Here is a 14,870-nt window from a genome sequence, read left to right as displayed (position 1 = left end):
CAAAATAGGTCGTCAGCGGCTTCCAGGGAGGTAACACGATGGCCAGAAAGACGGTGGATGACGACTTCACCGAGAACATCATCGACGTCGATGTCTCCCGAGAGATGGAGAACAGCTTCCTCGAATACGCCTACTCCGTCATCTACGCTCGTGCCCTGCCGGATGCCCGTGACGGTCTCAAGCCCGTGCAGCGTCGCATCCTCTACACCATGGGCGACATGGGGGTTCGCCCCGATCGCGCCCATGTGAAATCGGCCCGTGTCGTCGGTCAGGTGATGGGACAGCTCCACCCCCACGGCGATGCTGCCATCTATGACGCCCTGGTGCGCACCGCCCAGCCCTGGGCCATGCGCCTCCCCCTGGTCGACGGGCATGGCAACTTCGGATCCTTGGACGCCGGCCCGGCCGCCATGCGTTACACCGAGTGCCGGATGGCTCCCCCCGCCTTGGCCATGATCGACGGGCTCGACGAGGACACCGTCGACTTCGAACCCAACTACGACGGCAAGGAGACCGAGCCTTCGGTTCTGCCGGCCGCCTTCCCGAACCTGCTGGTCAACGGGGCCTCGGGCATCGCGGTGGGGATGGCCACCAACATTCCGCCACACAACCTCGTCGAGATCGTCGCAGCCCTGCGTCACATGCTCGACCATCCCGACGCCGACCTCGAGGAGATCATGCGCTTCGTGCCGGGGCCGGATCTGCCCACCGGAGGGCGGATCATCGGCCTTGACGGCATCGCTGAGGCGTACCGGACGGGGAAGGGCTCCTTCAAGATCCGCGCCACCGCACGCATCGAGAAGGTCTCCCCGCGACGTCACGGAATCGTCGTCACGCAATTGCCGTACATGGTCGGCCCGGAGCGGATCATCGACCAGATCAAGACCTTGGTGCAATCCAAGAAGATCACCGGCATCGCCGACGTCAAGGACCTCACGGACCTGACCAACGGCACCCGTCTGGTGATCGAGGTCAAGAACGGCATCAACCCGGAGGCCCTGCTGGAGCGGTTGTACAAGCTGACCAAGCTCGAGGACTCCTTCGCCATCAACGCCGTCAGCCTGGTCGAGGGGCAGCCGCGAACCCTCGGTCTGCGCGAGATGCTGCAGGTCTACCTCGACCATCGCCTCGAGGTCACCTTGCGGCGCACCAAGTTCCAGCTCGACAAGGCTAAGGACCGGCTGCACCTGGTGGAAGGCCTGCTGCTGGCCATCGTCGACATCGATGACGTCATTGCCATCATCCGGTCCAGTGAGGACGCGACGACGGCCCGCACCCGACTCATGGAGGCGTTCAACCTCGACGAGGTGCAGGCCAACTACATCCTCGACATGCAGCTTCGTCGGCTCACGAAATTCTCCACGATTGAGTTGGAGTCCGAGCGTGACGACCTGGGCGAGCGTATCGAGAAACTGACCCTCATCGTCCAGGACGAGTCCGAGTTGCGTCGAGTCGTCTCCCAGGACCTCGCCGAGATGTCCACCAAGTACGGCACCCCTCGTCGCACCGTGCTGCTGGGAGCGGCTCCCGCCGTCGCCGCCGCCTCCGCCCCCCTGGAAGTCCCCGACTCCCCGTGCTGGGTGATGCTGTCGGCCACCGGTCTGTTGGCTCGTATCGACACCGACGACGATCTTCCCAGTGGCGGGGACCGGGCCAGCCACGACGTCATCGTTTCTCGTGCCCGCACCACAACACGTGGTGATTTCGGCGTCATCACGAGTGCCGGGCGTCTCATCCGGGCACACGCCATCGAGTTGGCCAGTCTGCCCATGACCGCCACCGCCCCGTCACTGGCTGGCGGCACCCCGCTGGTGGACCTTGTCGAGTTGGACAAGGGTGAGAAGGCTCTCGCGGTGACGAGCCTGTCCGGACAGGGTCCATCCCTGGCCCTGGGCACCCGCAATGGCGTCGTCAAACGGGTCAATCCGGAACTGCTCAACAAGGATTCTTGGGAGGTCATCGGCCTCAAGGACGGCGATGAGGTCGTCGGAGCCGCCGAGCTGGACGATGAGGACCTCGAACTGTGCTTCGTCACGGAGGGGGCGTCCCTGCTTCACTTCCCCGCCTCATCGGTGCGCCCGCAAGGACGTTCCGGAGGTGGTGTGGCCGGCATCAAGGCCAAGGACCCGGTGATCTTCTTCGGGGCAGCTGCCGGCCATGGTTCGTCAGTCGTGACGGTGGCGGCCTCCTCCCCCGCTGCCGCCGGCAAGGAGCCCGGCTCGGTCAAGGTGACTCCCTTCGACCAGTACCCGCCCAAGGGCCGGGCGACCGGCGGCATGAGGTGTCAGCGCTTCCTCAAGGGTGAGACGGCCTTGGTGCTGGCCTGGATCGGGTCCGATCCTGCCGTGGCTTGTGCGGCATCGGGTGTTCCGGTCGAATTGCCGGAGCCGAACATGCGTCGAGATGGTTCCGGGGATCAGGGCCGCCAGCCCATCCTCGCCGTCGGAACCCGTAGTCATGGCGGCGAGATGGCCCAGTCCGCCGCACCGCTCGCCCCAGACACCTGGGACGATGATGTGGACGCCGTCGACGGCTCGGATCAGGAGACCCCAGATACCGACGGTGCTCTCATCCCCGCCCCGGCGTCGACACCCCCGCAGGACGGGGAGGAGTCCACGGCGCAGCGACGTCGTCGCCGTGCCACAATTGACCACGACGACGAATCAGAACCGGATCTGTTCAGCTGATCAGGAGACTGTGACCATGTTCGACGACCTCATGGACGGCAATGCCCGGTACGTCGAGTCCTTCGACCTGGCCGACACACCGGGGCGGGCGGCGCGTGGGGTCGCCATGGTCTGTTGCATGGATTCCCGGCTGGATCCCCTGGCGATCTTCGATCTCAAGGTCGGAGACGCCAAGGTGCTGCGCACTCCTGGTGGTCGGTTGACCCCCGACGCTCGCATCGGGCTGATCGTGGGCTCTCACATCCTCGGAATTGATCGGATCATCATGCTGGCCCACACCAAATGCGCGATGGCCAGCGGGGATGACGCCACGCTCATCGAGAAGGTGCGCCAGACCGACGGCACGGACCTGTCCGGTATGCGTATCGGGTCCAGTCCCGATCAGATGGCCGGGCTGCGTCACGACGTCGAGACCCTGCGCTGCGATCCGCTGGTGGCTGCCGAGGTGTCCGGGATGGTCTACGACGTCATGACCGGGCGCGTCGAGAAGATCTACTGACCGGTAGCTCCCCAACCAGTCCGACGACGGTGGTGTCGACCGATGTGAGACCTTCTCATGCGTCGATCTGTTCGGCGTCGAGACGATAAGCCCCCTCGACGATGAACTGTTTGCGCGGGGCGACGTCGTTACCCATGAGGATTTCGAAGGTGCTCTCGGCCTCAGCCGCATCGTCAACGGTGATACGGCGCAAGGTGCGGTGACGCGGGTCCATCGTCGTCTCCTTGAGCTGGGAGGCGTCCATCTCGCCCAGACCCTTGTAGCGCTGTGGTTCCTTGAACCGCACCCCCTTCTTGGCCAATTGGGCTGCGGTGCGCTGGTACTCGGCGTCGCTGTAGGTGTACAGGTATTTCTCCATCCCCCTCTTGGGGTTGATGATCTCGAACCGGTGCAGCGGGGGCACCGCCGAGAACACCCGACCCGCTTCCACCATCGGACGCATGTAGCGGAAGAAGAGCGTGGCCAGCAGGCAACGAATGTGGGCACCGTCGGAATCGGCATCGGCCATGAAGATGACCTTGCCGTAACGGGCCTGATCGAGGTCGAAGGTCTTTCCCGATCCAGCCCCGACGACCTGGATGATCGACGCGCACTCGAGGTTCTTGAGCATGGCGCCGAGGTCAGCCTTCTGGACGTTGAGGATCTTGCCTCGGATCGGCAGCAGGGCCTGGTGCTCGGAGTTGCGTGCCACATTGGCCGTTCCCAAGGCCGAATCGCCCTCGACGATGAACAACTCGGTGACGTCGGGATCCGAGGAGCGGCAGTCCTTGAGCTTGGGAGGTAGATGGGAGGACTCCAGGGCGTTCTTGCGACGCTGGTTCTCCTTGTGGGCGCGGGCTGCGACGCGGGTCCGGGAGGCATTGACGACCTTCTCCATGAGGGTCCGCGCCACCGGCTTGTCGGCGGCCTTGGACGAGGTCAGGAAGGCCGTCATCTTCTCCTCGACGATGCGGGCCACGAGACGCCGCACCGGCGGGGTGCCCAGCACCTCCTTGGTCTGGCCCTCGAACTGAGGTTCGGCCAGACTCACCGTCACCACAGCCGTCAGACCCTCCAGAACATCGTCCTTGACGATCTCCTCGGAGGATTTGAGGATGCGGGTGCCCTCCAGGCCGGCATTGAAGGCCCGCAGCAGACCCTGCTCGAACCCCTGGACGTGGGTGCCACCCTTCGGAGTGGCGATGATGTTGACGAAGGAGCGCACCGTGGTGTCGTAGCCAGTCCCCCAACGCAGGGCGATGTCGACCGCGAGGTCCCGGTCGACGTCGGTCGGCGTCATGCCACCATTCTCGTCGAGCATCGGGACGGTCTCGGTGAAGGAAGCCTCCCCCTGCAACCTCATGACGTCATTGATCGGCTCGTCATGGGCGAGAAACTCGGAGAATTCGGAGATACCGCCGTCAAAGCGCATCGTCTCGCTGATCGTCTCGAGAACATCTCCGGTCTGCGGGTCGGTCTGGATGCCACGCTCGTCAGTGATGACGATTTCCAGGCCCGGGACGAGGAAGGCCGTTTGACGAGCACGATCAGCAAGTTTGGACCACGACAACGTGGCGTCGGGCAGGAAGATCTGACGGTCTGGCCAGTACCGCACCCTGGTACCGGTGGCTCCGCGCTTGGCCTTGCCGATCTTGCGCACCCCGGACTCGGGGGTGAAGGGGGCATCAGGTCCGTCTCCGTCGAAGACGCCGGGGACACCGCGCCGGAAGCTCATCCCCCACACGGTGGACTTGCGGTCCACCTCAACGTCCAAACGGGATGAGACGGCATTGACAACAGATGCGCCCACGCCGTGCAGACCACCGGAGACGTTGTAGGCCCCGCCGCCGAACTTTCCGCCGGCATGGAGCTTGGTGTAGACCACCTCGACTCCGCTGAGCCCAGTCCTCGGCTCGATGTCGACCGGAATGCCACGCCCCTCGTCGGTGACGAGAACGGACCCGCCCTTCTCGAGGGTCACGGTGATGCGACGCCCGAACCCGGCCAGAGCCTCGTCAACACCGTTGTCGAAGATCTCCCACAGACAGTGCATGAGACCGCGGGTGTCCGTCGACCCGATGTACATGGCGGGACGTTTTCGGACGGCCTCAAGACCTTCCAGCACCAAGAGGTTCTTGGCACCGTACTCGCGGCTCGTCGACGCCGTGCGCACGGTGTTTGCCTCGCCAGCTGAGGTGTCAGCAGGCGCGGATGATGAGGTCGAGGTCTTGTCCCTGGTCACTCGGACACCTTATCGGCAGGCTCGGACAAGCTTTCGACGACAGTGTTCGCCCCCAGCCGCGTACCATTCAGCGATATTCCTGGGAACATTCCAGCGATGACGTATGTTGACCAGTGCGGTGAACGAACACCTGAACCGGAGGAGGTTGTCATGAGCACCACGATGATCGAGCACCACGCCCTCACCACTGCGGACCGTTGTGATCGTTGCGGCGCACAGGCCTATGTGCGCATCACGCTGCGCAACGGTGGCGAGCTCCTCTTCTGTGCCCACCATGCTCGGGCCCACGAGGACAAGCTGAAGCAGGTAGCCCTGCACATTCAGGACGACACCACGAAGCTGTCCTCCCGTAGCTGAGAAAACCTACGATTCACGGGCGTGGGCCGGATTCCACCACCCCCGCCGACGTCACGGCATCGAGTTCGGCGACGCGAATGAGCCGCTGGAGTTCCACCCCGCCGAGGGAATCGTCGACGGCACCGTCGGTGTCGTCGACGTGGAACCCGTGGCGCTGGTAGAACTTGATCGCGCGGGCGTTGTCGGCAAAGACCCACACGTAGGCGCAGCGATGTTCGATGCAGGCGTTGAGGAGGTCGTCCGAGGCCCCGCAATGGCGGGCTTCGGGTAGGACGTGGAGGGTTGCAACCTCCCACGGCGTGGGAGCGTCCGGACTGGTGGACATGCGCGCCATCGCCACGCCGACAATCTTCATGTCGAGACGATCGACAAGAATCTTGAAGACTGCGCCGTCGTCCATGAACTGCTCCCACTGCTCAATGGTGGTGTGGACGATGCCAGGGCCGGTGACCTCGGTGAGGATGTCGTCGGGGATCACCCCCTGACCGATCTCCCGGAAGCACACTGCTTGAACGGCTGCGGCCTCAGGCAGGTCCTCGCGATGAGCATCCTTGACGACGAAACGACCGGCGGCGCTGCCCTGATCGTGCCCCGCCCGTGACGACGTGTCGACATTGACTGACGTATCCATGACCTGATTCTACCGGTCCGCAGCCTCGCCGAGGCGAGGTTCGCCATGGACGCTGGTCGGTAGGCACGTGGCCCTCCTGCGCCACGGTCCCACCGACCACAGCTCGTGAGTACGGTAGGCACGTGGCAGACACGACAACTTCTCGTCATTCCTGGCTACGCATCGCCTCTGGCCTCCTTGGCCTGATACTGGCCCTTCCGGTGCTGGCGTGGTCAGTAGCTGCGATCCTGCCTTCTCGTGATGCCCTGACCTTCGTCTCCTCGGTTTTGGTGGGCTCCTTGGCCGTGCCGGCCCTGGGCATTGTCGCGATTGCTCTCGTCTTCGCCTTTCTGGCCAGAGGTGCTCTGCGAGTGGTGGCCGTCATCGCCTCGGTGATGGCGCTGATCCTTCCGGCTACTGCCACGGCCTCGACGACATGGGTGACTGATCGAGCCGGTGGACGGATCAACGTCTTGTCGGCAGCTGCAGTGTCGTCAATGGCAAGTCACCCTGACGAGACGGTCCGGTATGGTTCCAGACCCGATGAGACCGCCCAGATTTACCGTCCCCAACGACACAACGCACCTGTTCTGGTCGACATTCACGGCGGAGGGTGGAATACCGACGCCACCATGCCCGCCACCTTGAGGTGGTTTTCCGACCATGGCTGGTTGGTTGTTCGCCCCTCGTATGTCTTGGCATACAAGGGGCATCCCACCTGGGACATCGCACCGAAGCAGGTAGCCTGCGCCTGGGCCTGGAGCCTGGCTCACGTCAAGGAGTTCGGTGGTGATCCGTCCCGAGTGTCGATCATGGGAGATTCTGCCGGCGGTGGGATGGCCATCAACCTGGCCTACGGCGCCGCAAGTGGGAAGATGACAAGTTCGTGCGGACCAATGCGCGCCCCGAAATCGGTCTTGGCCTTGTACCCGACGGTGGACGTCGCAGCAGTCCAGTCAGTTACCACCCTGGGAGCGGGAAATGCCGCCACGATGTACATCGGTGGCGCGCCCGAACAGTTTCCCGACCGCTACCGCGCCGTCAACAGTTCCACCTGGATCACTCCTAAGGCTCCCCCGACGATGGTGATCCAGGGCAATCGCGACACTTTTGTCCCGCCCTCGAGCGTACGAGACTTCGTTGCTCACTCCCGCCAGGCCGGGGTGGACGTGACACACGTGCAATTGCCGATGTTCAACCATGCCTTTGACATCCAGGCGCGAAACTCACTGGGATTCCAGGTCGTCACCACTGTTGGGCTGGCCTTCCTCAACGAACACTAGTGAGGATCCGGGCCAAGGCCTCCAGATCCCCGGCAATGTCGGTGCTGTGATCCTGAACCCACCTCAGCTGCAAACCCTCTGCGGCCGCTACTGCCAGCCTTACAGCCTGCTCGTCGTCAATCCCCAATCCCGTCCTGACGACCTCGTAAACCCGCCGCCGATGCCGTTCCATGAAGGCATGGGCGGGATGGTTGGGGTCGGCAGCAGCCACGCTCATATCGACGAATAGCTTCGTCAAGCCCGGGGTACGGGTCGTCTGGGCCAGATATGCCCACACGTGCTCGGGGTCGGTGAGTGCTCCGGCATCGACGGCGTGAATGTCGCGAGCCTCCAAGATGGCAACGAAGAGCTCATCCATTGAACCGAAATAGTGCAACACGCCAGCCTCGGTGAGACCGACCTGCGCGGCAATGGCAGCCAAGGTCGGTCGATCGCCCGAGCTCGCGCCGTACAGTTGCAGCGCAACGTCAAGGATCTCAGCCCGTCGGGCGACCCCCTTGGCGTACGGGCCACGTCGAGCTGAGGTTTTCGTCGTCACTGCCATGGGCCCAACGATAGAGGGCAATCTCAGGTGATGGTCTGCTACCCCCATCAATGAATACCGAGTTGTACTAGGGTTTAGATGTGCTTCGGGCCGACGAAGGAGTTCTCATGAGTGCCCTGTTCCAGCTCACCTCCAGTGACCCCCATGTCCTCGATCCAGGTCAATTGGCGGCCGACCATCGCGAGTGGATCGACGCGGTCGTGCCAGGTGGAGTCCACGAAAGCCTCATTGCGGCTGGGATCATTGATCACCCCTACCTCGGAAATCATGAGAAGGATTGCCGCTGGGTCGAGGACCGTGCCTGGTGGTATCGCGGGAGGGTACCGATCCCGGACGGCGATGAACCTCTCGTCTTGACCCTGACCAAAGTCGACACGGTCGCCGACATCTGGGTTGATGGCAAGCACGTCGGACGTCATGCCAGCCAGTTCCGTCCTTTCTCGACCGTCGTGCCACACGTCGAGGGCGACCAGGCAGAGGTCTTCATTCGATTCGCTCCCCCGCTGGACGGCCTCACCGAGCCCCCTGCCACCCGGGCCATGGTTAATGCCGTGAGCGAGTTCCTCAATGCCGCTGCTCCTCAGGAACTCGACGCCGAACCGGGAGCCGGGATTCTCACCCTCAACCTCGCTGCAACACGGCGGCGCAAGGGGATGTTCTCCTGGGGGTGGGATTTCGCCCCACGCATTCCTTCCATCGGGCTGACGGGGAAGGTTGAATTCACCCGCCGACCTCCTGTCGAGGTCACTCATCGCGTCGAGACCCTCTCCATCGCTGAAGACTGTGCCACGGTCAACGTCGTCGTGGCCGTCACCACCCACGACGACCTCCTGCCTTTCGACGTCGATGTCTCCCTGACCTCACCCACCGGAGATCGCACCGACGGCCATGCCCTCATCCACGATGGGGTTGCCTCGGTCGTGCTGCAGGTGGACCATCCCCAGTTGTGGTGGACCCACGATATGGGTGAGCCTTTCCTGTATCGCGTCGAGGTCGGCGTCCATGACGAGGATGCCAACACCATCGCCACGGATTCTGGGATGGCCGGCATCAGGACCATCACGGTCGACCACTCCATCGACCCCGACGATCCCGAATACGACGGGCCAGCCCGTCACTTCCGCTTCATGCTCAACGGTGTGCCGATCTTCGCCCGGGGAGCCAACCTCGTTCCACAGTCAATGCTCGTGGGCTCGGTGTCACCGGAACAGGATCGTGATCTGGTGGATGCCTGCCGCAACGGTGGCATGACGATGGTGCGCGTCTGGGGCGGCGGCGTCTACGCCTCTGACGCCTTCATGGATGCCTGCGACGAGAACGGCATCCTTGTCTGGCACGACTTCATGTTCGCCTGCATCGACTATCCCGGTGACGACCAAGAGTTCATGTCTGAGGTGCGGACAGAGGCTGACTACCAGACCCGCCGTCTGGCCCATCACCCGAGCCTTGCACTGTGGGCTGGCGGCAACGAGGTGCAGGCCATGCACCAGGCAGTCTGGAGCAATCTGAACCCCGGACAATGGGGATCGGCGATCTTTGACGAGATTCTGCCCGAGGCTGTGGGCCGCAATAGCCCCACCGTGGGTTACTGGGCCAACAGCCCAGCCACCGACGCCGACACCGACCCGCGCGTCAACGGCACTGGTGCCGGCGACCGTCACGCATGGGAGGTCTGGCACGGAGCCGACGTTGGCGCCGGCACCCACGAGAACTACGTCAGCCCGGCCGAGGCCATGCACTTCCACCGCTATCGCCATGACACCGGGCGCTTCATTAGTGAGTTCGGCATTCACGCCAGCGCTGACCTACCCACCTTGGAGAGGTGGCTTGGAAAAGACCATCTGACACTCGATGATCCAGTGCTCATCGCGCGCAACAAGGACACTCCGAAGGCCAAGGGAATGGCTCTCGTCGAGTACGAGGTGGGAAGGCCGACGTCGGTCCAGTCCTACGTCACCTCCACCCAGGTGGTGCAGGCTGAGGGGCTCAAGTTCGGCATCGAGCACTATCGACGTCGTTGGCCTCACTGTGCCGGCACCTTGGTGTGGCAGCTCAATGAACCCTGGCCAGGAATGACGTGGTCCCTGATCGATCACGATCTGGGAGCCAAACCGGGCTATTACGCTGCGGCTCGCGCTTTTGCTCCAGCCCTTCCTATCCTGCGACTGACCGACGAGTCCTTGGAACTGTGGGTTAGTAACGTCCAGCCCAACCGGGTCGTTGACACGGTGGCCGTCACCATCGAGAGATTTGATGGCACTGTTGAGCAGACGCACAAGGTGAAGGTGTCGGTGCCGCCATCGACCTCCGAGATGGTGTGGTCAATGCCACGCACCCAAGTGCCGGTGAACGGCGACCACTACGTGTGGGTTGAAGGTGCGACTCTGCCCTCCAACCGGCTCTTCCTGACACGTATCGCTGATCTTGACCTGCCCGACCCCGACCTTGACATTGAGGTGACGGCGACAGGAACTACGACGGCGAAAGTCCGGGTGACGGCCTCGATGTTCGCCTATTTCGTCCGAGTCCTGACCCCATGGCCGGCAGTTCGAGCCGACGTGTCGGCCCTCGATGTGCGAAGCGGAAGGACCGTCATCATGAACCTCGATGGACTACCCACAGGGTTCAATCCTGAACAGATCGCCGTGCGTCACTTCCTTGACGATGTGGAGCGATGATGTGTTGATGACTCGACCATGACGAAGGGGCGTCCCACGGGGCGCCCCTTCGTTCATCGTGACCGGTCCTCAGTCGAGGTAATCGCGCAGCACCTGAGAACGGCTGGGGTGCCTCAGCTTCGACATCGTCTTGGACTCGATCTGGCGAATGCGCTCACGGGTGACCCCATACACCTTGCCGATCTCGTCGAGGGTCTTCGGCTGACCGTCGGTCAGGCCGAATCGCATCGAGACGACGCCGGCCTCGCGCTCGGACAAGGTGTCGAGGACGTCGTGCAGCTGCTCCTGCAGGAGGGTGAAGTTGACGGCTTCGGCCGGGACGATGGCCTCGGAATCCTCGATGAGGTCGCCGAACTCGGAGTCGCCGTCCTCACCCAGCGGGGTGTGCAAGGAGATCGGCTCGCGGCCGTACTTCTGCACCTCGATGACCTTTTCGGCCGTCATGTCGAGTTCCTTGGCCAGCTCCTCCGGGGTGGGTTCGCGTCCCAGGTCCTGGAGCATCTGACGCTGCACTCGGGCCAGCTTGTTGATGACCTCGACCATGTGCACCGGGATACGAATCGTGCGGGCCTGGTCAGCCATGGCTCGGGTAATGGCCTGTTTGATCCACCATGTCGCGTAGGTCGAGAACTTGTAACCCTTGGTGTAGTCGAACTTCTCGACGGCGCGGATGAGGCCGAGGTTTCCTTCCTGGATGAGGTCGAGGAAGAGCATGCCGCGACCGGTGTAGCGCTTGGCCAGCGACACCACCAGACGGAGGTTGGCCTCCAGCAGGTGGTTCTTGGCGGCCTTGCCGTCCTCAGCGATCCACTCGTAGTCCTCGCGGTCCTCCTCAGAGATCTTGAGATCCGGGTCGGCGAGTTGCTCGCCGGCGAACAGGCCGGCCTCGATGCGCTTGGCGAGGTCCACCTCCTCGACAGCGTTGAGCAGGGCCACCTTGCCGATCTGCTTGAGGTAGTCCTTGACGGGGTCGGCGGTGGCACCGGCAACCATGACGGTCTGCTCGGGTTCGTCGGCGTCGTCGTTGTCGGACAGGGAGAACCCCTCGGCCTCCTTGTTGATCTGCTGCTCGTCCTTGGCAGCCTCAGCCGGGTCGTACTCGCTGTCATCGACGTCGTCGAGAGAACGCTTCTTGCCTCCCACGGTCAGCACCACGTCGTCACCGTCGCGCTCGACCGTCACATCAACCGCGCCGGAAGCGGCCTCGGCGATGGTGGTTTCCTTCTTGGCCTTCGCGGTGGTGGTCGACTTCTTGGCCGTGGATTTCTTGGTGGTGGTCGACTTCGAGGTGGTGGACTTCTTGCTGGTGGTCGACTTCTTGGTGCCAGTTGAGGTGGTTCCAGTTGCCTTGGTCCCCGACGACTTCGTGGTCGACTTCTTGGCCCCCGACGCCTTCGTCGCAGAGGTCTTCGTCGTCTTGGCTGCGGTTGTCGTGGCGGACTTGCCAGCAGTCTTGGTACCGGAAGTCCTCTTGGTTGCAGGAGCCTTCGCTTCATCAACCGACGTCGTGGCCGACGACTTCTTGGGTGACGACTTCGTGGCCGTGGACTTCTTGGGTGATGCGGAGCTCGTCTTCGTCGTGGCCTTCTTGGCCCGACCGGTGGCATTGGTTTTGGCAGAGGTGGAGCGTGTGCTCTTCCTCGTGGTGGCTGTCTTCGCCTCCTCGTCTGCAGCGGTGTTTGCAGTGCTGGACGTGGTGGTCGACACGGGTATCCTCTCCAAGGACTGACCAGTCCTTCAGTGCTGTCCCCTCCAAAAATGGGTCCGCGACAATCGACGAGTACTCGACGACTACTCACCTAAAGGACCCTAGGGCATACGACGCCCGGGAGGCGTCAAGACCTTTCGACCATTGTGGCACCCCGTGCCCGATGACACAAACTCGACCCCACCTCTCACCCTCCTGCCACGGAATGGCTGCCCCGGTCGATCGGGTACGACCACAGTCTGATCCTCCGCGCTCGTCCACGACTGCAGGCACTCTTGGGCCCATGAGGGATGACATTCGACCCCTTTGGGCGTTGGTATGGGTGTCAGCCAGTCCGACGGAGAAAGGCGGAGCACATGGACACCAAGTCCCGGGTTCGTACCACCGATGGCATCGACGGAAAGGATGCGGTCGGCCTCTACCTGGACGGAATCGCCCGCACCCCACTACTCAATGCCGAACAGGAGGTCGCATTGGCCCGCAGGATCGAGGCCGGTGTGTTTGCACGCGCCGTTCTCGAGGGGCAGGCCGAAACCACCTCTGATGCCACTGAGGAGGAGCTGCGATTCATCGCCGCTGACGGTGACGAGGCCATGGCCCACTTCGTGCGCGCCAACCTGCGTCTGGTCGTCTCGGTGGCCCGAAAGTACGGCCGCTCCCAGATGCCTCTTCTCGACCTCGTACAGGAAGGCAATACCGGCCTCATTCGCGCCGTCGAGAAGTTCGACTACGCCAAAGGCTTCAAGTTCTCGACCTACGCCACATGGTGGGTTCGTCAGGCCATCAGCCGCGGTATCGCACAACAGGGCCGCATCGTCCGTCTCCCGGTGCACGTCGCCGAGCAGGTGAACCAGGTCTCTGCCGCCCGCCGCAACTTGGAGCGCCAGCTGGGCCGCGAGCCCGAGATCTCCGAGATCGCCGCCGAGCTGGAGATCACCGAGGAGCGTGTCGTCGAGCTCATCCGGTTCGGACGCGACCACGTCTCCCTCGATGCCCCGGTCGAAGACGACGGCGACACCAGCCTGGGTGACCTCATTGCCCGTGAGACCTCTCCCGGCCCCGACGACATCGTTCTGGACGCCGAGGACCGTGGTCGTCTCGAGGGCTTGCTCGACGACCTCGACGAGCGTTCCGCTGACGTCGTGCGTCGCCGCTATGGACTCGTTGACGGTCGCCAGGCCAAGCTCGCCGACATCGGCAAGGTCTGGGGAATCACCGCCGAGCGCGTCCGTCAGATCGAGCGTGCCGCCCTGGCCACCATGCGTCAGCGCAACCTGGCCACCATGGCTGCCTGATCCCTACAACGACACCACCAACGACAACGATGGCCTCGGAGAAATCCGGGGCCATCGTTGTTGTCATGACGTGGCCGTTGGTCGGGGCCCAACGGGGAAGGTCACCGAGGCATCCACGTCGTTGGCGTCCACCAGCTTCATGACTCCCTCCTGGCAACAGGACGCGATGAGCTGTCCGTCCTGCATCAACCGACCCATGGAGAATCCGAGTAGACCCGAAGCGCTTGGGGACACCTGGTCGTAGAGCAGCCACTGGTCTGCCTTGGCGGTGCGATGGAACCACATCGCGTGATCCAGGGATGCCGGATTGACGACCATGCCCGGTGGGATCGACCCCACGTGCGGCATGACGGCACCGGCCATCAAGCTGATGTCGGAGATGTAGGCCAAGATGGCCCGTTGCACCACCCGAGAGTCCGGAAGACTGGCAGTGGTGCGAACCCACAAGCTCAGATGGGTGGCGTGGTTGGGATCGACGAGGTTGGACCCGTCACTGGCCAGCCGCACATCGAGGGCGTCCCATTCCTTGACGGTCGGCATCGGTCGGCCGAACATCTGCACCAAGGCCTCGGCCAGGGTCGGGCAGTCCTGCGGGCCGGGCAGATAGTCCGGCATGGGGTCGGAGTGTTCCGGTCCATTCTCACGGTTCTTGAAGGACAGCTCTGCGGTGAAGATGGTGCGACCATGTTGGCGGGCATTGACCCGACGCGTGCTGAAGTTCCGTCCGTCACGAATCCGCTCGACGTCGAAAATCATGGGCAGATCAGTGCGACCGGCATGGAGGAACAGGGCGTGCATGGAGTGGACGGTGCGCTCGGGAACCGTCCGAGCACCAGCCACCAAGGCCTGGGCGATCACCTGACCGCCAAATGTTCGCTGCCAAGTGGTACGAGGTTGTTTGCCTCGAAACAGGTCGAGGTCCAAGTCCTCGAGATCGAGCAGGTCAAGCAGTTCAGCAGTCGTCGATGGCACCCAACCACTGTGCCAG

Annotated in this window: 11 protein-coding genes; 6 read left to right on the top strand and 5 right to left on the bottom strand. The window is 63.3% G+C overall.

Annotated elements, in window-relative coordinates; genetic code table 11:
• The first annotated feature begins 38 nt into the window (after window positions 1-38).
• Window positions 39-2,687: a DNA gyrase/topoisomerase IV subunit A gene (locus O6R08_RS04680; RefSeq protein ID WP_271418952.1), complete on the top strand. Its 2,649-nt coding sequence runs from the start codon at window positions 39-41 to the stop codon at window positions 2,685-2,687.
• Between the two features lie 16 nt (window positions 2,688-2,703).
• Window positions 2,704-3,186 (top strand): carbonic anhydrase, encoded by a 483-nt coding sequence (locus O6R08_RS04675; protein WP_271418951.1) that lies wholly within the window; start codon window positions 2,704-2,706, stop codon window positions 3,184-3,186.
• A 55-nt stretch (window positions 3,187-3,241) separates the two neighbouring features.
• Here O6R08_RS04675 and O6R08_RS04670 read toward each other — a convergent pair whose 3' ends face one another.
• Complete coding sequence (locus O6R08_RS04670; RefSeq protein ID WP_408640135.1) at window positions 3,242-5,407, bottom strand: DNA gyrase/topoisomerase IV subunit B; 2,166 nt, start codon at window positions 5,405-5,407, stop codon at window positions 3,242-3,244.
• Between the two features lie 150 nt (window positions 5,408-5,557).
• Here O6R08_RS04670 and O6R08_RS04665 point away from each other — a divergent pair, with 150 nt between their 5' ends.
• Window positions 5,558-5,764, top strand: coding sequence for a DUF7455 domain-containing protein (locus O6R08_RS04665; RefSeq protein WP_271418950.1), 207 nt, complete (start codon window positions 5,558-5,560; stop codon window positions 5,762-5,764).
• Between the two features lie 13 nt (window positions 5,765-5,777).
• On the opposite strand, the gene O6R08_RS04660 is transcribed toward O6R08_RS04665, so the two are convergent.
• Complete coding sequence (locus O6R08_RS04660; protein ID WP_271418949.1) at window positions 5,778-6,395, bottom strand: GNAT family N-acetyltransferase; 618 nt, start codon at window positions 6,393-6,395, stop codon at window positions 5,778-5,780.
• Between the two features lie 122 nt (window positions 6,396-6,517).
• On the opposite strand from O6R08_RS04660, the gene O6R08_RS04655 reads away from it, so the two are divergent.
• Window positions 6,518-7,657, top strand: a complete 1,140-nt coding sequence (locus O6R08_RS04655; RefSeq protein ID WP_271418948.1) for an alpha/beta hydrolase — start codon at window positions 6,518-6,520, stop codon at window positions 7,655-7,657.
• On the opposite strand, the gene O6R08_RS04650 is transcribed toward O6R08_RS04655, so the two are convergent.
• Complete coding sequence (locus tag O6R08_RS04650) at window positions 7,644-8,201, bottom strand: TetR/AcrR family transcriptional regulator (protein ID WP_271418947.1); 558 nt, start codon at window positions 8,199-8,201, stop codon at window positions 7,644-7,646. The two genes, O6R08_RS04655 and O6R08_RS04650, sit on opposite strands and share 14 nt — an antisense overlap.
• Window positions 8,202-8,308: 107 nt before the next feature.
• Here O6R08_RS04650 and O6R08_RS04645 point away from each other — a divergent pair, with 107 nt between their 5' ends.
• Complete coding sequence (locus O6R08_RS04645) at window positions 8,309-10,879, top strand: glycosyl hydrolase 2 galactose-binding domain-containing protein (protein WP_271418946.1); 2,571 nt, start codon at window positions 8,309-8,311, stop codon at window positions 10,877-10,879.
• A 69-nt stretch (window positions 10,880-10,948) separates the two neighbouring features.
• On the opposite strand, the gene O6R08_RS04640 is transcribed toward O6R08_RS04645, so the two are convergent.
• A complete protein-coding gene (locus O6R08_RS04640) occupies window positions 10,949-12,601 on the bottom strand; it encodes an RNA polymerase sigma factor (protein ID WP_271418945.1) in 1,653 nt (550 codons plus the stop codon).
• Window positions 12,602-12,943: 342 nt separating this feature from the next.
• On the opposite strand from O6R08_RS04640, the gene O6R08_RS04635 reads away from it, so the two are divergent.
• Window positions 12,944-13,882 carry a sigma-70 family RNA polymerase sigma factor gene (locus O6R08_RS04635; protein WP_271418944.1) on the top strand — a complete coding sequence of 313 codons (939 nt, stop codon included), beginning with the start codon at window positions 12,944-12,946 and terminating at the stop codon, window positions 13,880-13,882.
• 63 nt (window positions 13,883-13,945) lie between these two features.
• On the opposite strand, the gene O6R08_RS04630 is transcribed toward O6R08_RS04635, so the two are convergent.
• Entirely contained in the window at window positions 13,946-14,854 is a 909-nt protein-coding gene (locus tag O6R08_RS04630; RefSeq protein ID WP_271418943.1) for an acyl-CoA thioesterase, read from the bottom strand.
• Window positions 14,855-14,870 lie beyond the last annotated feature (16 nt).

It is taken from the genome of Cutibacterium equinum (assembly GCF_028021195.1).
GTDB lineage: Bacteria > Actinomycetota > Actinomycetes > Propionibacteriales > Propionibacteriaceae > Cutibacterium > Cutibacterium equinum.
Note: the sequence above shows the minus strand (reverse complement) of the source record. Positions and strands in the feature narration are given on the sequence as shown.